Raw genomic sequence first — 24,605 nt, forward strand, 5'->3', positions numbered from 1 at the left:
CTCTAGGCCAGCCGGCGCTCCACCGGCGGGGGGACCACGCGCAGCCCGCAGTCGCCGAACGACACCGTCGACCCGAGCGGGACGCGCACCCGCTGCTCGACCCCGCACACGATCTGCTGGCCGTCGGCGAGCGTCACGAGGGTCCCGTTCGTCGAGCCGCGGTCGGCGACCCACAGGCCGCGGTCGTCGACGCCGAGCTGCAGGTGCGTCTTGGACACCGAGCGGCCCGGGTCGACGACCCGCACGAGCTGCTCGGCGCCGGTCCCGACGGGGTTGCGGCCGACGAGCACGGTGCCGTCGACCGTCACGGTCCGCCCGTCGCTCAGCTCGAGCGCGACGGCCCGCGGGTCGAGCGGCTCGGGCGGGGCCGGGCGCTCGTCGGCGCGCAGGGGCGAGCGCCGGGTCTCCTCGAGCGCGGGGTCGAGCGCGAACACCGCGGGCCGCAGCATCGGGATCGCGCGCGTGTCGACGTCGGGCGCGACGCCGGGCTCGCCGAGCGGCGGCAGCACGAGCGACGGTCCGGCGCCGCGGCGCTCGGCGAGCAGCGCACCCAGCCGGCGGCTCCCCACGTCCTGCGGGTCGGCGGTGCGGACGGCCTCCGCGGTCTCGGCCGCGGCGACCGGCGACCAGTCCTCGTGGGGCGTCGACCGGGGCGTCACCAGGTGCGGGCGCACCGGGCCGCCGGTGCGCACGCGCGACCCGCGCGCGCCGTCGCGTCGTCCGGTGAGCGGGACCTCGACCGTGCGCAGGTCGACGACCTCGCCGCCGGCGACACGGTCGTGCCAGCCCCGGTTGCGGCCCGTGCGGTCGAGCAGCGGGGACGCGAGCACGACGAGCGAGCCGACGAGCACGACGGAGCCGGCGGCGACGACGAGGCTGCGCAGCAGCACGCGCGTGAGGCCCAGCGGACGCCCGGTGCGGGCGTCGACCGTGCGCAGGTGCAGCACGCGCCGACCGAGCGTCCACCCGAGGGTCCCGTGGGTCCACCACTGCACGAGCGCCTGCACGAGCAGCAGGGCCCACGCGCCGATCAGGACGCCCGGGGAGGTCGGCGTCGCCGCCGGGCCGGACCCGAGGTCCCGCGCCGTCCGGAGCGCGACGGCGAGGACCACGCCGCCGCCCAGCACGAGGGCCACGGCCTGGTCGAGCAGGAACGCGGCGGCGCGACGTCCGAGCGACGCCGGTGCGGGGTGGCTCATGAGCGGGGTCCTTGCTCGTGGGTCGACGGGGTGTCCGGGGTCGCGCGCCGCCGGACGCGGCGCAGCGGCCGTCCGGGCGGTCCGCCGGCGCGCGGCACCCGCCGGGAGCGACGCAGCGACGCGAGCGACACCCGGGCCCGCACGCGGCGGCCCCACGGCAGCGCGCCGTGCATCTCGGTGACCGCCTGCTCGACCCGCCGCCAGTACGCGGCCGCCTCGGCGAGGGTCGGCGCGCCGGGACCGAACACCGCGGCGTCCGCCTCGGCCGCCAGCCGGCCCACGACGGAGCCGGCCCGCTGCGCGGACCACGCGGCCCCCGCACCCGCGACCCCCGACAGCGCGCGCGTGAGCTCGTCCGCGGTCTCGCGCCGCGTCGCGAGCGGCGACGGCGGGTGGCGCAGGTCGCGCGCGGCGTCGAGCACCTCGTCCCAGCCGCCGGCCACACGCACCACGGCGTCCGGGTGGTCCCGGCGCCGGCGCCGGCGCCGGGCCTTGAGCACGAGGACGAGGACGAGCGGGCCGAGCAGCACGACCAGCGGGATCGCGACGACACCGGCCACACGCGCGACGCGCAGCCACACCGGACCGCCCTGGTCGCCGGAGTCCGGGTCCTCGGCCTGCGGCTGCTCGGTGTCGTCCTCGGGCGGGGTGACGGGCTCGGGCGGCGGGGGCGGCGGCTGGACGACCTGCGGCTCGGGGTCGGACGGCTTGGTCGTCGACTCCTCCTGCGGCGTCTGCGAGCGCGGCGGGGTCGGGTCGAACGGGACCCAGCCGTGGCCCGTGAAGGCCACCTCGACCCACGCCTCGACGTCGTCGCCCGTGACGGTCATCGACTCGGCGCCGCGCTCCTCCTCGCCGGGCACGAAGCCCAGCACGACGCGCGACGGCAGACCCATCTCCCGGGCCATGAGGGCCATCGCCGACGCGTACTGCTCGCCGTCGCCGACCATGAGCTCCGAGCCGAGCAGCGTCGTCAGCCGGTCGGCGCCGTGGCCGGACAGCGACGGCGTGTCCCCCGCCTCGGTCAGTCCGTGGCTGAAGAAGCCTCCCTCGGCGAGCGCCTTCTCGAGGCTCCGCGCGATCTGCACGGGCGACCCGGCGTCGCGGGCGACGTCCGCCGCGGTCGCGCGGATCACGTCGGGCACCCCGGTCTCGTCGGGGACGACGACCGGCGCGGGCGGCGCCTCGCCGACCGTCGCGTCGTCGGGCACCGGCGGCACCACGGCGTCGACCGTGTACCGCAGGCCGCGCTCGACCCCGCCGGTCAGCACGGCGGCGCCCGTCGCGTCGTTGTAGCGCAGGTCGCCCGCGACGACCGGGTCCTCGAAGCGCACGGCGGTCGCCTGGCCCACGGTCGGCAGCCACACGCCCGAGAGCGTCTCGACCTCGATGGTGACCTCGGCGCGCTCGCCGCGGGTCGTGGTCTCGATGGTCTCGCCGACGCGCCGGAACTCCCCCGAGCCCTGCGCGGAGCCGTCACCCGCGACGTTCCACACGACGCCGTCGAACTGGTCCATCGTCGCGAGGCGCACGCGCGCGCCGGCCGGCAGGCCGCTCACCGTGAACAGCGGGTCGTCCTTGGCCTTGACGAGCTTGCGGAACCCCGAGAGCGGGCTCGGGTACGCCCGCGGGTCGAACGGCGGGACGAGCTCGTCGCGCAGCACGTACCGCGGCGTCGAGCCGGTCACGAGGGGCCCACCGAGGGCGCCGCACCCTGCGACGACGGCGACCAGCACGCCGAGCGCGACGAACCGGCGCGGCCGCACCCCGCCCGCGCGCCACGCGGCCCACCCGACGAGCACCGCGGCGAGGCCGAGGCCGGTCGCGACGGGCGCGACCACCTGACGCGTCCCGAGCAGCACGGCGCCGACGAGCGCGACGCCCGGGACGACGGCCGCCAGCGCCGCGCGGCCCGGGGCGCGCACGCGCAGCGCGGTCGCGGTCGCCGTCGCCGACCCGACGAGCGCGAGCAGGAACGGCACCGCGAGCAGCGCGTCGCTGGTCCCGACCGGCGGCTGGAGCGTGAGGACCTGCTTCCAGGACGCCGTCGCGCCGACTGCGAGCTCGGTGAGCGTGCGCAGGGTCGGGACGACGCCGGCGACGGTCGTGCTCGGGGCCGCGAGCGCACCGCCCGCGAGGAAGTACGCGAGCACGACGAGCGCCACCACGACGATCGCGGACCAGCGCCGGAGCGCCCCGACGACGCCGATCGCGGTGCCCAGCAGGAGCCCGCCCACGAGCGCGGGGACGGCCGCCCGCGCGCCGTAGACCGGCACGAGCGGCACGAGCGCGACCGCGAGCGCGCCGACGAGCAGCACGACGTCGACGACCGCGGGCCACCCTCCGCGGGGCGGGGCGCCGCGGGGTGCCCGGGGCGGGGACCCGGCACCGGCCATCAGCTCACCACCCGGCGCAGGACGCGCGGCAGGTCGTCGAGGGTGCCCAGGGTCGCGAGGCTCAGCGACCCCTGCGTGCGCACCTGCACCTCCTCGCCGGCCGTGCAGCGCATGACGACCGTGCGGGTCCCCACGGGTACGTGCCGCGCGCCGGCGCGCAGGTCGCCCGCGGACGGGACCGAGCCGGTCACGAGCACCGCGACGGACGCCTCGGGGGCGTCGCGCGCGACGCGCCGCCCGAGCGCGGACATCCCGGTGCCGCCGATCGTGAGCTGCACGCCCGCGCAGTCGTCGAGCAGGAGCGGCGGGGTCTCCACGCGCAGGCGGCCCGCACCGACGAGCACGGCGAGGTCGCGCTCCTCGCGCAGCGTCTGGACGCCGAGCGACGCGACGGTCGAGACGGCGAGCTCGAACTCGTCGTCGTCGGCGTAGTCGCGCGGGTCGGTCGAGAGCGCGAGCGCGGTCTGCGTGCGCCGGGTGTCCTCGAACTGCTTGACCATGAGCGCGCCGCGGCGGGCGGTCGTGCGCCAGTGGATGTAGCGGCGGTCGTCGCCCGCGACGTAGTCGCGCAGGGCGTGGAACGACAGGTCGCTGTCGGACAGGTCCCGCGTCGACTGCCCCTCGAGGTCGCGCAGGAGCCCCGCGCTCGCACCCGCGAGCGACACGAGCTCGGGGTGCACGTAGAGCTCGACGGGCTCCGTCCAGCGCACGCGCCGCCGGGCGAGGCCCAGCGGGTCGCCCCGCACCGAGCGCACCGGGCCGACGACGACGACCGCACGCCGCGACGTCGGGATCGCGAAGATGTCGTCGTGCTCGACGCCCGGGCCCAGCGAGGGCAGCGCGAGGTCGGCGGCACCCGCACCGACGGGCAGCTCGATGCGCGCCGGGAGCGATCGCCGACGGGCGACGTTGCGCACCGCGAGCCGCCCGACCGCGCGCTCGCCGACGCGCACGCGCCGGTCCGCGAGGTCGAGCTCGACCGCGAACCGCTCCCGCCCGACCGTCATGAGCAGCGCGACCACGACGAGCCCCGCGAGTGCGGCTCCACCCACGGCGAGCTCGAGCCAGCCGAGCACCCGCCCCAGCACGAGGCCGACGACCGCGGCGACCGCGGCCGCCCAGCCGGCACCGGAGACGCGCAGGGCCACCGTCAGGCCGCCCGCTGCGCCGGAGGTGGCGTGGACGCGACGATCCGCTCGATGACCTGCACCGAGGTCACGCCTGCGAACTCGGCCTCGGTGTCGAGCACGAGGCGGTGCGCGAGGATCGGCACGGCGAGCGCCTTGATGTCGTCGGGCACCACGAACCCGCGCCCGTCGGACGCGGCCCAGACCTTCGAGCAGCGCACGAGCGCGAGCCCGCCGCGCACGGACGCCCCGAGCGCGGTCTGCGCGTCCTCGCGCGTGGCCTCGAGCAGGCGCGCGACGTAGTCGAGCACCGCGGCGTCGATGTGCACGGTGCCCGCGAGGTCGGCCATGTCGGCGACGGCCTTGGTCGTGATCTTGGGCTGCAGGCCCGTCGTGCGGTCCTTGGCGCCCGCGAGGATCTCCACGGTCGACGCGCGGTCCGGGTACCCGAGCGAGGTCTTGATCAGGAAACGGTCGAGCTGGGCCTCGGGGAGCCGGTAGGTCCCGGCCTGCTCGATCGGGTTCTGCGTCGCGATGACCATGAAGGGACGCCCGACCGGGTGCGTCACGCCGTCGACGGTGACCTGCCCCTCCTCCATGACCTCGAGCAGCGCGGACTGCGTCTTGGGCGACGCGCGGTTGATCTCGTCCGCGAGGAGCACCGAGGTGAAGACCGGGCCGGGGTGGAACTCGAAGCGCCCGGTGCCCTGGTCGTAGATCGTCACGCCCGTGACGTCGCTCGGCAGGAGGTCGGGCGTGAACTGGATGCGGTGGTGCGTACCCTGGACGGTCGCCGCGATCGCCTTCGCGAGGGACGTCTTGCCGGTGCCCGGGGCGTCCTCGAGCAGCAGGTGCCCGTCGGAGAGCATCGCGGTCAGCGCGAGGCGCACGGCGTGCTCCTTGCCGAGGACGGCGCGGCCCACGTTGGCCACGAGCGCGCCGAAGGTCTCGGCGAACCACGTCGTCTGTTCGGGGGTCATCGGGGCTCGGGTCTCCTTGGTGGTGGCCGTGGCGGGCGTGGTGGCCCTCGCGGCCAGGGCGGCGGTGGCCGTGGCGGTCGGGCGGGTCGTCGGGCTGGCGAGGGGCGAGGGCGGCTCGGGGGCCGGCTGCGGCGGGCGGGCGGGCTCGGCGGGTCCGTAGCGGGCGTCGGGGGTCATCCGCCGCCCCCGGCCGCGGGTGCGGGACCGGTCACGGTGGCCGCTCGCTCGGACCACGCGCCCCAGCCGACGGAGTTGCGCGCGCGGACCCGCACGACGACGTCCCCGCCACCCGGCACGTCGACCACGACCGGCTCGGTGGGGAGTGCCGCGTTGGCGTCGCGGTCGACGCGGTTCCCCCCGCGGAGCACCTCCCACTCGTACTGCTGGACGTCGCGGCCGTTGGGCTCGGCTGCGCTCCAGCGGAACGCGAGCTTCTCCGCGGACGGGCTCGTCGCGGAGTCGATCCGCGGCGCGCCCGGGGCGCTCGGCTCCCCGGCCCGGGCGGTCGAGGCAGCCTCGGCGCTCCAGCCGACGGCGTTGGCCACCTGGTAGCGCACGGTGACCTCTCCCTCCTGCGTGAGCGTGGCGGGCGGCGCGCCGTTGACCCATCCCCCGCCGTTGACGCGGTAGCGGCGCGCCGTGATCCCGGTGCCGCCGTCGGCCGCGTCCGAGGCGGCCACCGTGACCTGGTCGACCCCGCCCGTCGCGACGGACAGGTTCGGCGTCTGCGGGACGGTCCGGACGGTGACCGACGGGAACGAGACCGCCTCGCTCCAGATGCCGCGCGAGCTCCGTGCGCGGATGGCGAACGAGTAGCCCGACCCGCCCGGCAGGCCCGTCACGGTGTGGCTCGTGGTGCCTCCGCCCACCGAGATCGGCGCCGGGCCGCCGGTGATCTCGTAGTCGGTGATGACGAAGCCCCGGCCGCCGGCGCTCGCCGGTGGCTGCCACGTGAGCCGGACCGAGGCATCGCCCCACGAGCCACCGTCGACGGCTGTCGCCACGGGCGCGCCGGGCGGCTGCGGACCGCTCCAGACCTCCGCGGTGACGGTCCCCCACGCCGACGCGCCGGCCTTGTTGAGCGCGCGCACGCCGATCGAGTAGACACGGCCCCGCTCGGCGCCGGGGATCCGGTACGCCAGCTCGCCGCCCACCGCGACCGGGGCACCGCCGTCGACCGCGACCTCGTAGCCACGCACCGGGTCCCCGTTGTTCGCGGGCGGCGCCCACGTCACGACGATCTCGGGCTCGCTCGACCAGCCGGTCTCGCCGGAGGTCGCGGTCGGCGCCGGCGCGTCGGGCGCCTTCGCCGGGACGATCGTCGCCGACGACGGCCCCCACCCGCTCGGCTCGGGTGCCCGGTTCTGCGCGCGCACCCGCACCGTGTACGCCGTGCCGTTCTGCAGGCCGGTGAACCGCTGCGTGAGCGTCGACGTCGTGACCGAGGCGGGACCGTTCACCGGCGCCGGGGTGATCTCGAGCGTGTAGCTCGTGATCGGCGACCCGGTGCTGCGCGGGGCCTCCCAGCGGACCGTGAGCTCGCGGTCCCCGGTCGCGACCTCGACGGGCGCGCCCGGCGGGTCCGGCACGGCGTCCGGGCGGGCCGGCGCCGACGCGGGGCTCGGGTCGGACCAGTCGACGGCGTTCTGCGCCGCGACCGTGAAGGTGTACTCGGTGTCGTTGGTGAGGTTGTCGATCGTGCACGTCGTGCTCGCGCACGCCCGGACGGCACCGCCCGGGTTGGCGACGACCCGGTAGCCGGTGATGGGCGCGCCGCGGTCCCCGGGGGCGTCCCACGCGAGGACGACCGTCCGGTCGCGCACCTCGACGACGCGCGGGGCGCGGGGCGCCTCGGGCTTGCCGCGCACGGAGACGGTGATGCGGCCCTCGACCTCGCGGTCGGGGTCACCCGTGGCGTCGCGCACCCGGAAGCGCGTGACCATGGTGCCCTGGAAGTCGGGGCCCGGACGCACCGAGACGGTGCTCGACGTCGCGCTCGCGGTGCCCGCCACCGGGGTCTCGACGCTCGCGCCCACGACCGTGAGCTCACCGTCCGGGAACGGGTTGAACGCGCCCTCGAGCACGTTCACGACCGTCTCCCGGCCCTGCACGCCGTCCGTGATCGTGCGGTCGAGCACGCGGGCGAGCGACCGCGTGCTCGCGGTCACGCGGAGGTCGACCTGCGCGTCCATCGAGCCCGAGCGGCCGTAGCCGATCTTCACCGCGAGCGAGCCGAGCGTGCCCTTGGGGGTCGTGCGCGCCGCGGAGACCCGCAGCGTGCTGCCCTCGAGGGTCGCGGTGAAGCCCGCCGGGACGGCCGAGGTGAGCTGGTAGGTGTACGGCGTCGTCGTGGTCGTCTCGCCCTCGGGGCCCCGCGTGAGCGCCCGGAGGTCCACCGCGAGCGGCGCCTCGCCGGGGCCCATGTCGAGCGTCGTCGGCTCGAACATGGGCGGGTGGTCGTCGAGCGCGTAGACCGTGATCGAGAGCGTGATGACCGACGTCCGGCCGTCCGCGTCCCCGGCGCTCGTCCGGTCGGTGACCGGGACCGTGATCGACGCCGGCCCGGCGTACCCCGCGGCCGACTGGAAGCGCAGCGTCGTGGCGTCCTTGACGAGCGCCGTGCCGTCGGACTTGGTCGCGGTCACGGCCGCCGGGTCGGCGACGCTCGCGGTGCGGCCGGGCGCGACCTGCACCTGCTCGTCGAGCGGGATCTCGAGCGGCTCGCCCGAGGCGACACGGAGCTCGGGCGCCTTGGGCCGCGGCGTCGGCGGGAAGAACCCGAGGGCCGGGACCGTGATGAACGCGTACGACGAGACCCGGTCCGCCTGCGGGGAGACGTTGGTCAGCAGGTAGGGCACCGTCTGGGCGTGGTCGACGAGCGTCACGACCACGTTGCCCTGCGGCGTCACGGTCGCGACCTCGGACGCCGAGCGGGGCACCGAGACCTCGAGGTCGCTCAGCGGGCCGCTCGGGTTCTGCGCGACCTCGAGGACGTCGACCTCGACGCTCTCGCGGCCGATCGTGTCGATCGGGGGCACGACGACGTCCTGCGCGATCGGCGGCAGGACCGTCGCGTCGCCCGCGACCGTCACGGTCAGCACGGCGGTCGCGCGCCCGCCGCGGATGTTGGTCGCGGTGTAGACGATCTGCAGCACCACGGGCTCGTCAGGCGCCTGCACGAGGATCCGGCGGCCCTCGACGCGCGCGTCGACCCCCTCGGCCGTCTCGAGCTCGGTCTCGAGGCTCAGCTCGCCGCCGTTGGGGTCGACGTCGTTCGCGAGCACGCGCACCTCGACGCGCTCGCCCGGGCGGACCTGCACGGCGTCGTCGCGGGCCACGACCGGCACGGTCGTCGTCGGCCGCGGGCTGATCCCGACGCGGATCGTCGCGACCGCGCGCTGGCCGACCCAGTCCTCGACCGCGTAGGTGAAGGTGTCCGTCCCGAGCTCGCCCGGCAGCGCCTCGTACTCGAGCCAGTCGGCCCCGACGTCGACGATGCGGCCCTTGGTCGGCGCGAGCGCGGCCCCGAGGAGCGTGACGCCGTCGCCGTCGTCGTCGATGCCGACGAGCGGCACGGGGATCCGGATCGTCTCGCTCTCGAAGACGCGGGCGGTCAGGTCGCGCGGGCGCGGCGGCGCCTTCGTGGTCGCGTCCGACTCGTGCACGCGCACGGTGAGCGTCGCCGCGGTCGTGTTGCCGAGGGCGTCCCGGACGGCGAACGTCGCGTGCGCGGTGAGCGCGGACTCGGGCGCCTGGTAGCGCAGCACGTCCCCCGACACGAAGAGCAGGCCCTGGCCCTCACCGAGCGGCTCGGCGAGCTCGGGGACGAGCGTGAGGCGGTCGCCGTCGGGGTCGTAGGCGTCCTCGAGCACCGGCACGGTCACGACGCCGCCCGTGCGCACGGAGACCTCGACGTTCTCCACGACGGGCGGCTGGTTCGTCGCGGACGGCGGCACGGGGTGCACCGCGATCTCGCTCGTCGCGGTCGTCGTGCCGTTCGAGACGACGTACCGGACGGACACCGGGGCCTCGAGCGTGCGCGTCGCCGAGATCTGCACGAGCTGGTGGCCGATCACGGCGATACGGAGCCCGGAGTCCGCCGGAGCCTCGACCGACTGCACGACGAGCACGCCGCCCGCCGGGTCGGTGTCGTTCGCGAGCGGGTCGACCGTGACCTCGCCTCCCGCGGGCAGGTACGCACGGTCGCGCACGGCCACCGGCGGCTGGACCTCGGACGGCCACTCGCGCACGTCGACGCGCGCGAGCCCGGTCGCCTGCTGCGGCGGCGCGGCGACCACGAACGGCACGTAGTACGTCCCGGGCCGCGCGGCGCTCACCGTGAACGTGCCGGCCGCGAGGTCGGTCGTGATGGTCAGGCCCGCGACCTCCTCGACGCCCGCGAGCCGCACGGGCTCGGCCGACGAGCTGCGCACCGCGGCGAGCGGCTGCACGAGCGCGGGCAGGTCGACGTAGGTCACGACGTGCACCGGGTCGACCTGCGGCGCGAGGGAGCCGGCCGCGCGGACATCGACCTCGAGCACGCCCTCGGCCGTCTCGACGCCGTCGGTCACCGTGAGACGCACCTGCGTGCGCCCGAGGGCCCCGCCCTCCGCGCGGAACGTCACGGAGCCGTCCTGCCGGAAGCTCACGCCGCCGCCGTCGGAGGCCGCACCGACGAGCACGAGGTCGTCGCCGTCGGGGTCCGTGAAGTCGGCGAGCGCGTTGTAGGTGGCCTGGGCGCCCTGCTCGACGCGCATCGACCCCGTCCGGACCTGCACCGGCGCGTCGTTCACGCCGTCCTCGCGCACCGTCAGCGTCACGCTCGCGGTCGAGGGTGCGCTCGTCCCGCGCCCGTCGGTGATCGTGTAGGTGAACGTCGCGCTCCCGGTGGCGTCGGGCGCGACGGTCAGCTGCAGCGAGCGCCCGCCGTAGATCGCCTCGAGGCGCCCGAACTCCTCGGGCACCGGGTCGAACTCGCTCACCGCGAGGATGCCGCAGTCCGACGAGGAGTCGTTGTCGATGACGGGCAGGATCGTCGCGCGGCCCGGACGGACCCCGAAGTCGTCGTCCTGGGCGGTCGGCGGCGCGGACTGCGTACCGCACTCCGCGACGAGGTCCTGCGTGGTCTCGGTGCCCTCGGCGTCCTCCTGCTCCTCCTCGAGCTCCTCCTCGGGGACGATGTCCTCCCAGTTGGGCTCGCGCAGCGCGGTGTCCTCGAGCGGCATCCACACGCGCCCGCGCAGCGTGTCGTTCAGGACGACGGCCCCGCGGTTGACCCGGAACGTCAGCTCGTCCTGCGACGACATGTCCTCGAGGTCCTCGACCTGCGGCCGGGAGCCGCCGTCGCACACGCGCAGGTAGCTGCCCGTCGCGGACGCCCACGCGGCGTGCGCGCAGTCCCGCACGCGCACGGGCGCGGCCGGACGGCCCGTGCCGCCGGTGAGGCGCTCGACCGGGTCGCCGCCGCCGAGCGGGACCTCCAGCAGCGCCGTGCGGCTCGCGACGAGCGCGTCGTCCGCGGCGGGCCCCGGCTGCTGCAGCACGAGGTCGTCGCCCTCGAGCTCGACCTCCCCGCGCAGGGTCACGAGGGTCGACCCGTCGAGCCCCACGGGCTCGTCACCGACCGCGGTGAGCGTCTCGACGCCCGTCCCGAACGAGCCGACGGGCTCGACGACCGGTGCGCCGGCCTCGAGCCGCACGCGCGTGACGTCGCCGGTCGCGCCGTCGACCCCGAGCGCGACCCCGTCGCGGGTCACGACGACACGGCCGCCGTCCCCGAGCTCGAGGTCCGGCTGGTCGGACGAGACGCGCAGCGCGTCGAGGGTCTCGAACGGGCGCACCCAGGCGTTGCCGCCGGAGTCGAGGACCGCGACGGTCCCGCCGCCCATCCATGCGGACGCCCCGCCCGGGACGGGCACCTGCGCGACGAGGGTCACGCTCGCCGGGTCGACCACCGAGACGCTGCCGGGCTCGACGAGGAGCACGTCGCCCGCGTCCTGGAGCACGTCGAACTCGTTGCCGGCCGTGACCAGGCCCGAGTTGAGCTCCTCGACCTGCGTGTTGAAACGGCCGAGCTTGAGCTGGCTCGTCGCGGTGAGCCACACGCCGCCGTCGTTGAGGTCGACGCGCGCGAGCGGGTAGCCGGGGTTGACGAGCGCGAGCACCGCGAGGACGACGGGCACGGTCACGACGGCCGCGGCGGAGACGGTGCGCCGACGCACGGAGGCGAGCCTCATGGCGCGCACCCCTCGGCGGAACGCGCGGACGCCCCGCCGTCGGACCGCACGATCGACACCTCGACGCACACGGGGCTCCCGGTCGCCGCGGCAGCGGGCACCGTGACGGTCGGCTCCTCGACGAGCTCGAGGACGGGCTCGCCGGTCGCGGCTCGCACGCCCCACAAATAGTGGTCGCCGTCGACGGGCTCCGGGTTGGTCCAGGTGAACACCACGGCCCCGTCGGCCTGCCGCACGCCGGTGAGGTCCGCGGGAGCCGGGACCGCCGCCGCGACGCCGCTCGCGGGCGGCTCGAAGCCGGTCGGGTCCTGGGTGGCGGGCGGCGCCGCGGAGTCGCCGAGCGTCAGGGCGACGACCACGACGAGAGCCCCGAGCACGACGGCGCCGGAGACCAGCCCCGCGACGAGGCGACCGCGTCCGGCCGGCTCCGGGTCGGGCTGCGGGATGAGGATCTCGCGCGCGGCCGTCTCGGTGCCGAGCTCGTCGGCGAGCGCGCGCCGGCCGGTCGTCGCGGCGCCGGGCGACGGCGGGGTCGACGTGGGCGAGCCGGCGGCGGCGCGCAGCCGGTGCGCGACCGTCGCGGGGGGCACCGCGGGCACGGCGTCGGGCGAGACGCTCGTGACGGGTCGCAGGCGGGTCCCGTCGTCCTCCGCCGTGCGCAGTGCGCGGCGGGTGGGACGGACCGGCGGAGCACCCGACGGGTCGATGCTGACCACGGGGCGCAGGCGCGTCCGGTCGTCGCCGTCCTCCTCGCCGGGCCCGTCGGCGTCCCGCGAGACGCCCGCGGCCGGCACGCGCGCCTCGTCGGTGAGGTCCAGCGGGGTCACCGCGAACCCGAGCTCGGCCTCGACCTGCTGCAGCGAGCGCGCGAACGCGACCGCGCTCGGGTGCCGGCCCGCGGGCGAGCGGCTCATCGCGCGCGCGAGCACCGCGTCCAGGGTCGCGGGCACGTCCTGGCGGCCCGTCGGGGGCACGGGCGAGCGCTCGATGCGGCCCACGAGGTCGGCCGCACCGTTCGCGCCGCCGGGGACCTCGAACGGCGTGCGGCCCGCGAGCAGCGAGTAGACGGTCGCCGCGAGCGAGTACACGTCGGAGCGCGCGTCGCCGGTCGGCCGCTCGGCGAGCAGCTCGGGCGGCGACCACGGGATCGACATCCCGATCGCCACCCCGGCGCCGGCCCCGGTGGTCGCCGCGATGCCGAAGTCGGTCAGCGCGGGCCACCCGAAGTCGGTGGTCAGGACGTTCGCGGGCTTGATGTCGCGGTGCAGGATCCCGGCACGGTGCGCGGTCTCGACCGCCGAGCCGAGGCGCACGCCGATACGCAGCGCCTCCGCGACGGAGATCCGCTCGACGCGGTAGCGCTCCGCGAGCGCCGGCCCGGAGCAGTACTCCATGACGAGGTACGGGCGCCCGTCGGGCGCGATGTCCGCGTGGAAGATCGTGACGATCGACGGGTGGTGCGAGAGCTGGGCCATGAGGTTGGCCTCGGTCTGGAACCGCGCGCGCAGGTCGTCGTCGAGCGAGCCCGCGAGCAGCACCTTGACCGCGACGGAGCGCCGCGGCATGTCCTGCTCGTAGAGGAAGACGTCAGCGAACCCACCGAGGCCGAGCACCCGGACGAACCGGTGCCCGGCGATCCTCGGTGGGGCAGAGGCGACGCGGCGTGCGGTCACGCACCCCGCTCCACGGTGAACGTCACGCCGTCCCCGAGGTCGACGACCTCGCCGGCGGCGACGACCGTCGCCTCGCCGGGGTGCAGACGCCGGGCACGCTCGCCCGGCCGGGACACCAGGATGCCGTTGGTCGAGTTGAGGTCGGTCACGAGCACGTCGTCGCCCTCGGCGCGGACCTCGGCGTGCGTGCGCGAGATGTCCTGCTGCGGGCTGGGGACCGTCACGAGGCGCGGGAGCTCGCGGTTCGTGACGCGGGAGACCTGCGGGGCGCGGCCGAGCAGCACCGAGCGGTCGAGCGCGACGACGAGGCCCGTCGACAGCACGAGCTTGGCGGTCGGGTCGACCTCGGGCGCGACGACGCGGAACGGTCCGGGGACCTCGTCGCCGGCCCACGAGGGCAGCTGGTCGCGGATCGCGACGAGGTCGCTCGACAGGATCGTGAGCCCGTCGTGGTCGTCGTCGAGGTCGGGGTCGGTCTGCGCGGCGGCCTCGCCCTGGAGCACGGCCTCCGCGGCGGCCACGACGTCCGCGCCGTAGGTGTCGTCGTCGTCGAGGTCCTCGTCGTCCGGGACGAGCGCGGGGGTCACGACGGCGTGCTCGGCGGGACGCTCGCTCGCGGGCAGGACCGGCGTCGGCGTCGACCACGTGCGGGCGAGGTCGCCCTGCGGGTCGCGGGCCGGCTCGGGGTCGAGCTGCTCGTGGGAGGGCGCCGGGGCGTCGACGGCCTGGAACGCGGGCATGGGCAGCTCGGCGACGTGCACGGGGAGCACCGGCACCGACGGCACCGACGTCGCGCTCGGCAGCGACCCGGCGGCGCCCGACGCGAGCGGCAGCTCGGCCGAGTGCGTCGAGGGCTCGGGCCGGGAGCCCGCGACGGGCTCGTCCGACGGCTCGACGTGCACCGGCTCGGCGTGGACCGGCTCGGCCTGCACCGGCCCGGCGTGGACCGGCGTCGCGAGGTCGACGGCACCATGGGGCGCGGCGCCGGCCGTCACCGGTGCGTCGTCCGGCACCGGTGCGGCCGCCGGGGTCTCGACGCCGGTGCCCGTCGCGGTCCCGTCGGTCGCGCTCGCGCCGGCGGCCACCGCCGCAGCACCGGCCTCGCCCGTCGTCTCGACCGGCACGGACGCCGGGGCAGCCTCGGCGTCAGCCGCGTCGTCGCGCACGGCGAGCGGGACCCGCACCGCGGACGCGCGCACGACGCCGCTCACGACCGGCAGCGCCTCGACGGCGGTCCACGCGCCGGCACCGGCGACGCGCACGGTCACCACGTCGGCGCCCTCGGCGACCCGCTCGGACCACGTCGTGACCTCGCCCGCGGCGAGCACGGAGGCCCCGTCGGGCCCGCTGACCTCGACCTCGACCGGGCCGCGCAGCGCGGCGTGCACCCGCCCGCCGGTGAGGTCGACGAGCGCGAACGGCTGGAGCCGCGCGATGCCGCCGGTCAGCAGCACCTCGAGCTGGTCCGCGAGGCCGCCGTCGGCGGGCACGGCGTCCCACACGGCCCGCACCACGGAGGGCGGCGTGGTCGGCGCGAGCAGCGCCACGACCCCGCCTGCGACGACCGCGTGCCAGTCTCCGGGGGTGTACTCGGGCACGATCACGGCTGGACCTCCGTCGTCCTGGTTCGCGGCACGGTCGCACCGTCGAGCATCTCGTCCCACGCGCTCGGCGCGAGCTCCGCGCCCGCCCGCGGCACGGTCACGTGCACGTCCTCGTCCCCCACCGCGGTCGCCACGTCGACGACGACGGCGCTCACGTTGTCGTGGCCGCCGGCCTCGACCGCGCGCTGCACGAGCTGCTGCGCGGCCTGCTGCGGGTCGCTGTGCTCGGCGAGGATGCCCGCGATCGCGGCGTCGTCGAGCTCACGGGTCAGGCCGTCCGAGCACACGAGGACCCGGTCGTGGGGCCCCGCGGGGATCAGCCAGTAGTCGGGCTCCGGGCTCGGGCCGGTGCCGAGGGCGCGCGTGAGCACGTGCCGCTCGGGGTGGGTACCGGCCTGCGAGGAGCTGAGCTCACCCGAGTCGAGCATCTCCTGGACCACCGAGTGGTCCACGCTGATCTGCTCGAGGACGCCCTCGCTCACGCGGTACACGCGCGAGTCGCCCACGTTGAACACGAGCCAGTAGGAGCCGTCGTCGTGCTCCGCGACGGCGACGCCCGCAACGGTCGTCCCGCCCGCACGCCCCTCGAACGTGTCCCGGATGCGCTCGGCGGTGCGGGTGAAGCACGCGTGGACGTCGTCCGCGGAGGCGACCGTGCGCCCCGCGAGGTGCGCGAACTCCTCGACCGCGAGCCTGCTGGCGACGTCACCGGCGTCGTGGCCGCCCATGCCGTCCGCGACGAGGAAGACCGGGGGGTACGCGAGCAGGGCGTCCTCGTTGACGGACCGCACGAGACCGCGGTCGGTCGCCGAACCCCACGACGTGCGCACTCTCACCCCCGCTGCTCCTCGGGCGCGCCGCAGCCGCACCCACATGCTTGGTTATCGGCCACATCGTGCCCTACATGAGCAAGACAAGTGTAAGGATCCGCGGACGTCTCAGATGCCCAGCTGGTACACGCCCCAGTAGGCGAGCACGACGAGGATCACGGCCGCGCCCACCACCGACGTCCAGAGCTCGACGACCGCGACCCGGCCGGTCGCCACGCGGTCCCCGGCCTCGCGCAGCCGGCGTCCGCGGTCGAGCAGGGCGACCCCCGCGACGACCGCCGCGATGCCGAGCACGCGCACCCCGATCCACCCGCCCTGCACCACCCACGCGTTGCGCTCGTAGCCGAGCGCGAGCCGCGCGACCGCGACCAGGTACCAGACGAGGGCCGCGACGGTCGCGACGACGAGCAGGCGCAGCGCGTCCGCCCTCCCCCGGATGCCCGCACCGAGACCGTCCGGCCGCTCGGGCTGGCCGCGGCGGCGGCGCACCGTCCGGGTCAGCACCGTGCCCAGGTGCGCGAACGGGCCGACCGCGAGCAGCGCGACCCCGCCCCCGACCGTCGCGAGCACGACGTCGCCGTCGCCGAGCCACCGCGGGGTCGGCACCGGCGCCGCCCAGTAGTCCTGGACCGGCTGGGCCCCGGCGATGCGCGGGCTCGCGCCCGACGTCTCGGGCAGCCCGCGGACCCAGCCCGTGAGGTCGCGCAGGAACTCCTCGACGACGACGCCGCCCACGCGGATGCCGTGGCTCGCGCCCTCGTAGTACCGCACGGTGTAGTCGGCGCTGCCCGCGATCGCGGTGTCGCGGATGATCTGCTCCGCGCCCTGCACGAGCGGCATCGACGCGTCGCCGGTGCCGTAGACGACGAGCACGGGCTGGCGCATCTGACGCTGGTACGGCGCGACGTCGAAGTCGGCGTACTCGAAGCCGCCGCCGGGGAGCGACATGCCGACGGCACGCGGGATGGCGCGGAACACCCCGCTCGGGACCCCGGTGTTGCGCAGGTAGGAGTCGGTCGCGAACGCAGCCTGCTGGCGCGGGGGCACGACCGGCGCCGAGACGAGCGCGACGAACGCGAGCGACGGGTCCTGCGCGGCCATGACCGGCGCGATCCAGGCGCCCTCGCTCTCGCCGTACAGCCCGACGCGCGCGGGGTCGACGTCGGCCCAGCCGCGCAGCACCTCGACCGACCGGGCGTAGTCCGCCGCCATCGCGACGTAGTCCCGGTGCCGGGCCGTGTAGGTGTCGAGCCGCTTGTCGGGGACCATCGCGACGACGCCGGACTCCGCGAGCGCGTACGCCTGCTCCTCGAACGCCGTCGAGAACTTCCCCGTGCCGGCCCCGTGCACGAACACGACCCCGGCGCGCTCGCCCGGCGCGCCGACCGGCTCGCTGATCTGCGCCTGCACCACCGCGCCGTCGAGCTGGACGCTCACGACGGTCGTGCGCACCTCGTACCGGGCGGGCTCCGGCGCGGCGCCGATCGCGGTCGACCGGCTCTGCACCTCGAGCGGGTCGGTGAGCGGGACGGGGTCCCACTGCGGACCCATGACGGCGCCGAGGACGGCCAGCAGGATGATCCCCACGACCGTCCCCGCGGCGACCCGGTTCGGCATCCGGCGATTATCGCGCAGCCCCTCATCAGCACCGGGAGCCATCCCGGGACGCAGGGCGGTCGTCGTCAGAAGCCCATCCGCCCGAGCTGCTTGGGGTCGCGCTGCCAGTCCTTGGCGACCTTGACGTGCAGGTCGAGGAACACGCGCGTGCCGAGCAGCGCCTCGATGCCGCGGCGCGCCTCGGTGCCGACCTCGCGCAGCCGCGAGCCGCCGCGCCCGATGATGATGGCCTTCTGGCTGTCGCGCTCGACGAACAGGTGCACGCGCACGTCGAGCATCGCGGGCCCCTGGGCGCCGTCGGCCTGCGGGCGCGGGACGATCTCGTCGACGACGACGGCGAGCGAGTGCGGGAGCTCGTCGCGCACGCCCTCGAGGGCGGCCTCACGGACCAGCTCGGCGACCATGACGTTCTCCGGCTCGTCGGTCAGCTCGCCCTCGGGGTAGAGCGCCGGGCCCTCGTCGAGGTGGCCGATCAGCACCTTCTCGAGCTCGGCGACCTGGTAGCCCGACTCGGCGGAGACCGGGATGATGTCGGCCCACTCGCCGAGTGCCGAGACGGCGAGCAGGTGCTCCGCGAGGCGCGCCTTGCCGACGAGGTCCGCCTTGGTGGCGATGGCGACGACCGGCGTCCCGCGGCCGTCGCGCGCGAGCTCGCTCAGCTGCTCGGCGATGTACCGGTCCCCCGGGCCGACCTTCTGGTCCGAGGGCAGGCAGAAGCCCACGACGTCGACCTCGGTCAGCGTGTCCTTGACCAGGTCGTTGAGGCGCTCGCCGAGCAGGGTGCGCGGGCGGTGCAGGCCCGGGGTGTCGACGAGCACGAGCTGCGCGTCGGGGCGGTGCACGATGCCGCGGATCGTGTGGCGCGTCGTCTGCGGGCGGCCCGAGGTGATCGCGACCTTCTGGCCGACGAGCGCGTTCGTGAGCGTCGACTTCCCGGCGTTGGGCCGGCCCACGAGGCAGGCGAATCCGGATCGGAAGGTCATCGGGTGGCTCCAGGGGTGGCTTGGGTGGACGCGTCGTCGACAGCGTCCTCGGGGATGTCGTCGGGCGCGTCGTCGGCGCTCGTCGCGCTGCGGCTCACGAGCAGCGTCGCGACCTGCTTGCGCCGGCCCTGCGTGCGCTCGGCGACGAGGTGCAGACCGTGGATGTCGCCGGCCGAGCCGGGGAGCGGGACCTTGCCGAGCGCCTTCGCGAGCAGGCCGCCCGCCGAGTCGACGTCGTCGTCCTCGACGTGGAGCTCGAGCAGCTCGCCGAGCTCGTCCTTGCCGAGCCGGGCCGGCACGCGGAAGGTGCCGTCCCCGAGGTCCTCGACGACGGGGCCGCTCGGGTCGTGCTCGTCGGTCAGCTCGCCGACGATCTCCTCGAGGGCGTCCTCGATCGTCACGAGGCCCGCGACGCCGCCGTACTCGTCGACCACGATCGCCATGTGCGACGACCCGGCCTGCATCTCGCGCAGCAGGTCGTCCGCCGGCTTCGACTCCGGGACGAACACCGCGGGGCGCGCGATCGACGCCGCGGGCGCGTCGGCGGAGGCCGGGTCGTCGTGCTGGCGGCGCACGAGGTCCTTGAGGTAGAGCACGCCCCGGACGTCGTCGACGGACTCCCCCACGACGGGCACGCGCGAGTAGCCGGAGCGCAGCAGCAGCGAGAGGACCTTGCGCAGCGGCGTCCCCGCCTCGGTCGTCACCATGTCGGTGCGCGGGACCATGACCTCGCGGGTGAGCGTGTCGCCGAGCTCGAGCACCGAGCGGAACATGTCCCGCTCGTCCTCCTCGATGCCCTCCGACTCGCTCACGCGCTGCACCATCTCCCGCAGCTCGTCCTCGTCGAGCTCCGCGGTGCGGCCCGCGCCGGGCGACGCGCGCGCGACCCAGCCGACGAGCGCGTGCGTCGCGGCGAGCAGCGGCGCGAGCCCGACGAGCACCGTGACCGGGTGCTGGCGGCCGAAGGTGCGCGGGCTGACCCGCACGAGCAGGTACGCCACGACCGCGCACAGCGCACCCGCGACGAGCAGCACGACCCACCACGCGAGCGGGCGGCTCGCGACGACGAGCGTCAGGCACACGGTCGCCGTCATCTCGGCGAGCAGCCGCACGAACGCGGCCGACGACGCGACCTCGCCGGGGTGCTCCGTGAGCCGGTGGACCCGGGCCGCCCCGGGGCGCCGCTCGGCGAACAGCTCGGTCACCGCGGCGCGCGTCACGCGCACGACCGCGACCTCGCCCGCACTGAGCGCCGCCGCGAGCGCGATCCCGACGACCGCGAGCACGACGAGCAGACCGACGGGGATGTCGGTCATCGCCCAGCCAGGAACGTGAGCAGGAGCTGGCGCTGGAGCGCGAACATCTCCTTCTCCTCCTCCGGTTCCGCGTGGTCGTACCCGAGCAGGTGCAGGATCCCGTGGGTCGTCAGGAGCAGGAGCTCCTCGGCCGTCGAGTGCCCGGCGACGCGCGCCTGCTGGGCGGCGACCTCGGGGCACAGCACGACGTCGCCGAGCAGGCCGGCCGGCGTGGGCTCGCCCTCGCGCCCCGGGCGCAGCTCGTCCATCGGGAACGACAGCACGTCGGTCGGCCCGGGCTCGTCCATGTAGCGCACGTGCAGGTCCGTCATGACCTGGGTGCCGACCAGCAGGATCGACAGCTCGGTCTGCGGGTGCACGTGCATCGCGTCGAGCACGTACCGCGCGAGCGCCGCGAACTCGGCCTCGTCGACCTCGGCGCCCGACTCGTTGTTGACCTCGATGCTCACGTGCGGTCCCACCGCGCGTAGGCGTCGATGATGTCGCTCACGAGGCGGTGGCGGACCACGTCCGAGGACGACAGCCGGCAGAACGCCACGTCGTCGACGTCCGCGAGGATCGACTCGACGACGCGCAGGCCCGACGTCGTCGCCGACGGCAGGTCGACCTGCGTGACGTCGCCGGTGACGACGACCCGGGAGCCGAAGCCGAGCCGCGTGAGGAACATCTTCATCTGCTCGGTCGAGGTGTTCTGGGCCTCGTCGAGGATGATGAACGAGTCGTTGAGCGTGCGCCCGCGCATGTAGGCGAGCGGCGCCACCTCGATCGTCCCGGCCTCCATGAGCCGCGGGATCGAGTCGGGGTCGACCATGTCGTGCAGCGCGTCGTAGAGCGGGCGCAGGTACGGGTCGATCTTGTCGTTGAGCGTGCCGGGCAGGAACCCGAGCCGCTCGCCGGCCTCGACCGCGGGCCGCGTGAGCACGATGCGGTTGACCTCGCGCGCCTGGAGCGCCTGGACGGCCTTCGCCATCGCGAGGTACGTCTTGCCGGTGCCGGCGGGGCCGATCCCGAACGTCACGGTGTGCCGGTCGATCGCGTCGACGTACTCCTTCTGCCCCGTCGTCTTGGGGCGGATGGTCTTGCCGCGGCTCGACAGGATGTTGAACGTCAGGACGTCGGCCGGGCGCGCCCCGGCGTCCGCGGCGAGCATCGCGACCGAGCGGGTCACGACGTCCGGCGTCAGCGGCGTGCCGCTCGCGGCCATCTCGACGAGCTCGTCGACGAGGCGCGCCACGAGAGCGACGTCGCCCGCCGGTCCGGCCAGGGTGATCTCGTTGCCGCGCGCGTGGATGTCGACGTCCCGGAACCCGGCCTCGACGGCCCGCAGCACCTCGTCGCGCCGGCCGAGCAGCTCGGCCATCGAGATCTCCGGGGGGATCGTGATCCTGTGCTCGAGGTGGGCGGTCACGCCTGCGCCCCCGCGCCGTGCGGATGTGCTGTCGGTCATGTGCTCGGCTCGCGCCTCGCGCTCCTTCGGTGCGGACCCTCTCCGTTCCCGGCGCCGTCCCCGGCCCCGGGACCCCGACGCTGCTGCCGGGACGAGTCGAGTCTACCGAGCGACGCGGCCCGTCCGCCCGTGCTCGCCGCACGCACGTGCGGCGAGATCACGGGTCCGTGGCGCGTCCTGCGCCCGGTGCCGTCGGACCCCGGGCAGACTCGGGACGTGCGCCGGGCGGCGCACCAGGACGACGAGGGGGACGCGATGCGGGCGCGAGCCGGACGACAGGGACGCGCCGCGGCGCGCACGGTGCTGGTGCGCGCGACGGCGGTCGCGCTCGGGGCGGGCCTGCTCGCCGGCTGTGCGGGCACGAGCGGCGAGGAGCCCACCACGAGCCCGAGCCCTGAGCCGTCGGCCACCTCGCCGTCGGCGTCCGCGACGCCCGAGCCCACGGCGTCGCCGTCGGGCAGCCCCGTCGCCGGGGACACACCCACGAACGGGCCGGTCGCGATCACCGCGCCGACCTCGGGCGCGACGGTCGCCGGGCCGCAGGTCGACGTCACGGGGACCGGCACCGCGTTCGAGGGAACGCTGCTGTGGGAGGCGGTGTCGGTCGACACCGGCGAGGTCGGCGCGCAGGACTTCACGAACGCCGGGGCGAACGGCGAGGTGGGCCCGTTCGCGTTCACCGCGACCCTGCCCGCCGGGACGTGGACGCTGCACGTCTGGGAGCCGGGCATGGGCGAGGGCGACGGCGCGGCGGCGCGGCGCAACGAGGCGACGGTGACGTTCACGGTGTCGTGACGGCCGCGCGCTGCGGAGCGCGGTCCGTGCCGGGCGCGTCCGGCCGGTGCGCGCGCGGGCTGACGCCGCGGGTGCGCTTGAAGGCGGTGCTGAGCGCGAAGCCGTTGCTGTAGCCGACCCGCCGGGCCACGGAGTCGACCGTCGCGGAGGGCTCCCGCAGCAGGTCGGCGGCGAGCGCCAGCCGCCAGTCCCGCAGGTAGGTCATGGGGGCGCTCCCGACCAGCTCGGTGAAGGTCCGGGCCAGCGTGGCCCGTGCGCTGCCGGTCTCGGCGGCCAGGGCCGCCACCGTCCACGACCGCGCGGGGTCGTCGTGCAGCAGCCGCAGCGCCCGCCCCACCAGCGGGTCGCCGAGCGCCCGGTACCACGCCGGGGCCTTCGCCTCCGGCTGGTCCAGCCACACCCGGAGCACGCACACGAGCAGGAGGTCGAGCAGCCGGTCGAGCAGCACGTCCTGCCCGGGCGCCTGCGCGGTCATCTCCCGGCCCAGGAGGGTCACGAGGGTCGGGTCCCACCGGTCGCGCGTGACCACGAGGACGGGGGGCAGCGCGTTCAGCAGGCGCTGGCCGACCGCCCCGACCTCCTCGTACACGCCGAGCAGCAGGGACATCGACCCACCGGGGGCAGTGCCCCAGGCGCGTGTCCCGAGCGTCATCTCCGCGCGCAGGTCCCGGCCGTCCGGCGTCGCGCAGCGCTGCCCGGGGTGCACGAGGACCTGCGGGGCGGTCGCCGGGTCGTCGGCGAGGAGGTAGGGGTCCGCGCCGCGGACGACGGCGACGTCGCCGGGTCCCACCCGCGCCGGCGCACCGTCCTGCGGGACGACCCAGCCACCCCCGCTCACCATGGCGACCAGGCTCAGCGCCGAGCGGTCCTGGACGCGGATCGACCACGGCGGGTCGAGCACGATGCGGAGCATGAAGGCGCCGCGGGCCCGCGGGTTGTCGAGGAGCGCGGTCAGGGCGTCCACAGGCCGATCGTAGACGCGCTGACATGGATGCGAGCGGGTCGGCCATTCCGCGGCCCGGGGCGCGGGTCTTGGCTGGGTGCATGACCACCTTGGCGGAGCAGCAGACGACACTCGTGATCGGCGGCACCGGGAAGACCGGTCGCCGCGTGGCTCGACGGCTCGGGGCGCTCGGCGTACCGACGCGGCTCGGGACCCGCACCGGTGCGCCGCCGTTCGACTGGCAGGCACGGGACACCTGGGGGCCGGCCCTGACGGGGGTGCGGTCGGCCTACCTGTGCTACTCCCCCGACGTCGCAGCACCCGGTGCGGCCGACACGATCGGCGACCTCGCCGCGCTCGCCGTCCGACGCGGCGTCCGGCGGCTCGTGCTGCTGTCCGGGCGCGGCGACGCCGAGGCCCGACGCGCGGAGCTCGCCGTGCAGCGCTCCGGCGCGGCGTGGACCGTCGTGCGGTCGAGCTGGTTCGCCCAGAACTTCAGCGAGGGGATGTTCGGGCCCGCGGTGCTCCGGGGCGAGGTCGCCCTGCCGGTCGACGGCGTCCCCGAGCCCTTCGTCGACGTCGGCGACGTCGCGGAGGTGGCGGCCGCCGCACTGACCGGGGACGGGCACGACGGCCAGGTCTACGAGGTGACCGGCCCGCGCCTCCTGACGTTCGCCGACGCGGTCGGCGAGGTGGCCCGGGCGAGCGGCCGCGACGTCCGCTTCCGCACCGTCACCCTGACCGAGCTCGAGGCGGGACTCGCGGCGCAGGGGGTCCCCGCCCCCGCGATCGACCTCACGCGGCACCTGTTCACCGACGTGCTCGACGGGCGCAACGCCTCGCTGGCTGACGGCGTCCAGCGGGCCCTGGGGCGCGAGCCGCGCGACTTCGCCGACTACGCCCGCGCCGCAGCGGCGGCCGGCGCGTGGGACGCCGCGCCGGCGGGACGGGTGGCGTGACCGTGGACGCGCACGGGATCGCGCTCGTCGTGGCCACGCTCTGCACGGGCCTCGTCGCCGGGCTCTTCTGGACGTTCGCGCACGCCGTGATGCCCGGGCTGGGCCGGAGCACCGACACGGTGTTCGTGGCCGGTTTCCAGGCGATCGACCGGGCGATCAGCAACCCCTGGCAGGCCCTCGGCTTCCTCGGCGCGCCGCTCGCGACGGCGCTGACCGCCGGGCTGCGCCTGCGAGCGGGCGGCGGGCCGGAGCTGGGCTGGACGCTCGCCGCGCTCGGGCTCTACGGGGCCATGGTGGCGGTCACCTTCCGCGTCCACCTGCCGCTGAACCGACGGATCCAGGCCGCCGGCGACCCCGCGCAGCTGGCCGACGTCGCGGGCGTCCGCAGGGCCTTCGAGCAGCGCTGGATCCGCTGGAACGTCGTCCGCGCCGCCCTGTCGACGGCTGCCTTCGGCTGCCTCGTCTGGTCCCTGGTGCTGCACGGGTCCGCCTGACGCCGC

At 76.0% G+C, this 24,605-nt stretch carries 17 protein-coding genes; 3 read left to right on the forward strand and 14 right to left on the reverse strand.

The window, feature by feature from the left end; all coding sequences use genetic code 11:
• Window positions 1-2: 2 nt before the first annotated feature.
• The 13 genes from NXY84_RS13950 to NXY84_RS14010 all read right to left on the reverse strand — a co-directional run bounded on the left by NXY84_RS13950 (window position 3) and on the right by NXY84_RS14010 (window position 21,408).
• Window positions 3-1,199 carry an RDD family protein gene (locus NXY84_RS13950; protein ID WP_258723681.1) on the reverse strand — a complete coding sequence of 399 codons (1,197 nt, stop codon included), beginning with the start codon at window positions 1,197-1,199 and terminating at the stop codon, window positions 3-5.
• Window positions 1,196-3,595: a transglutaminaseTgpA domain-containing protein gene (locus NXY84_RS13955; RefSeq protein ID WP_258723682.1), complete on the reverse strand. Its 2,400-nt coding sequence runs from the start codon at window positions 3,593-3,595 to the stop codon at window positions 1,196-1,198. Before NXY84_RS13955 ends, NXY84_RS13950 begins: the two co-directional genes overlap by 4 nt.
• Entirely contained in the window at window positions 3,595-4,743 is a 1,149-nt protein-coding gene (locus NXY84_RS13960) for a DUF58 domain-containing protein (protein ID WP_258723683.1), read from the reverse strand. The genes NXY84_RS13955 and NXY84_RS13960 overlap by 1 nt, the downstream gene beginning before the upstream one ends.
• A gap of 2 nt (window positions 4,744-4,745) precedes the next feature.
• Window positions 4,746-5,702, reverse strand: a complete 957-nt coding sequence (locus tag NXY84_RS13965; RefSeq protein WP_258723684.1) for an AAA family ATPase — start codon at window positions 5,700-5,702, stop codon at window positions 4,746-4,748.
• 173 nt (window positions 5,703-5,875) lie between these two features.
• Complete coding sequence (locus tag NXY84_RS13970) at window positions 5,876-11,938, reverse strand: Ig-like domain-containing protein (RefSeq protein WP_258723685.1); 6,063 nt, start codon at window positions 11,936-11,938, stop codon at window positions 5,876-5,878.
• On the reverse strand, window positions 11,935-13,611 hold the full coding sequence (locus NXY84_RS13975; protein ID WP_258723686.1) for a serine/threonine protein kinase: 1,677 nt from the start codon (window positions 13,609-13,611) through the stop codon (window positions 11,935-11,937). The genes NXY84_RS13970 and NXY84_RS13975 overlap by 4 nt, the downstream gene beginning before the upstream one ends.
• On the reverse strand, window positions 13,608-15,215 hold the full coding sequence (locus NXY84_RS13980; protein ID WP_258723687.1) for an FHA domain-containing protein: 1,608 nt from the start codon (window positions 15,213-15,215) through the stop codon (window positions 13,608-13,610). The genes NXY84_RS13975 and NXY84_RS13980 overlap by 4 nt, the downstream gene beginning before the upstream one ends.
• Window positions 15,212-16,051 (reverse strand): PP2C family protein-serine/threonine phosphatase, encoded by an 840-nt coding sequence (locus NXY84_RS13985; RefSeq protein ID WP_309484996.1) that lies wholly within the window; start codon window positions 16,049-16,051, stop codon window positions 15,212-15,214. The genes NXY84_RS13980 and NXY84_RS13985 overlap by 4 nt, the downstream gene beginning before the upstream one ends.
• Before the next feature lie 102 nt (window positions 16,052-16,153).
• On the reverse strand, window positions 16,154-17,662 hold the full coding sequence (locus tag NXY84_RS13990) for an alpha/beta hydrolase family protein (RefSeq protein WP_258723688.1): 1,509 nt from the start codon (window positions 17,660-17,662) through the stop codon (window positions 16,154-16,156).
• Window positions 17,663-17,727: 65 nt separating this feature from the next.
• Entirely contained in the window at window positions 17,728-18,645 is a 918-nt protein-coding gene (gene era / locus NXY84_RS13995; RefSeq protein ID WP_258723689.1) for a GTPase Era, read from the reverse strand.
• Complete coding sequence (locus NXY84_RS14000) at window positions 18,642-19,961, reverse strand: hemolysin family protein (RefSeq protein WP_258723690.1); 1,320 nt, start codon at window positions 19,959-19,961, stop codon at window positions 18,642-18,644. The genes era and NXY84_RS14000 overlap by 4 nt, the downstream gene beginning before the upstream one ends.
• Window positions 19,958-20,410: an rRNA maturation RNase YbeY gene (gene ybeY, locus NXY84_RS14005; RefSeq protein ID WP_258723691.1), complete on the reverse strand. Its 453-nt coding sequence runs from the start codon at window positions 20,408-20,410 to the stop codon at window positions 19,958-19,960. Before ybeY ends, NXY84_RS14000 begins: the two co-directional genes overlap by 4 nt.
• Complete coding sequence (locus NXY84_RS14010; protein ID WP_258723692.1) at window positions 20,407-21,408, reverse strand: PhoH family protein; 1,002 nt, start codon at window positions 21,406-21,408, stop codon at window positions 20,407-20,409. Before NXY84_RS14010 ends, ybeY begins: the two co-directional genes overlap by 4 nt.
• Before the next feature lie 129 nt (window positions 21,409-21,537).
• Here NXY84_RS14010 and NXY84_RS14015 point away from each other — a divergent pair, with 129 nt between their 5' ends.
• A complete protein-coding gene (locus tag NXY84_RS14015) occupies window positions 21,538-22,203 on the forward strand; it encodes a Gmad2 immunoglobulin-like domain-containing protein (protein ID WP_258723693.1) in 666 nt (221 codons plus the stop codon).
• Here the strand turns inward: NXY84_RS14015 and NXY84_RS14020 are convergent.
• Window positions 22,190-23,167, reverse strand: coding sequence for an AraC family transcriptional regulator (locus NXY84_RS14020; RefSeq protein WP_258723694.1), 978 nt, complete (start codon window positions 23,165-23,167; stop codon window positions 22,190-22,192). The two genes, NXY84_RS14015 and NXY84_RS14020, sit on opposite strands and share 14 nt — an antisense overlap.
• 80 nt (window positions 23,168-23,247) lie before the next feature.
• On the opposite strand from NXY84_RS14020, the gene NXY84_RS14025 reads away from it, so the two are divergent.
• Together NXY84_RS14025 and NXY84_RS14030 are read left to right on the forward strand one after the other, a co-directional pair.
• A complete protein-coding gene (locus NXY84_RS14025) occupies window positions 23,248-24,105 on the forward strand; it encodes an NmrA family transcriptional regulator (protein WP_258723695.1) in 858 nt (285 codons plus the stop codon).
• Entirely contained in the window at window positions 24,102-24,599 is a 498-nt protein-coding gene (locus tag NXY84_RS14030; RefSeq protein ID WP_258723696.1) for a DUF1772 domain-containing protein, read from the forward strand. The genes NXY84_RS14025 and NXY84_RS14030 overlap by 4 nt, the downstream gene beginning before the upstream one ends.
• Window positions 24,600-24,605 lie beyond the last annotated feature (6 nt).

This window comes from Cellulomonas sp. NS3 (genome assembly GCF_024757985.1).
Classification (GTDB): Bacteria; Actinomycetota; Actinomycetes; order Actinomycetales; family Cellulomonadaceae; genus Cellulomonas_A.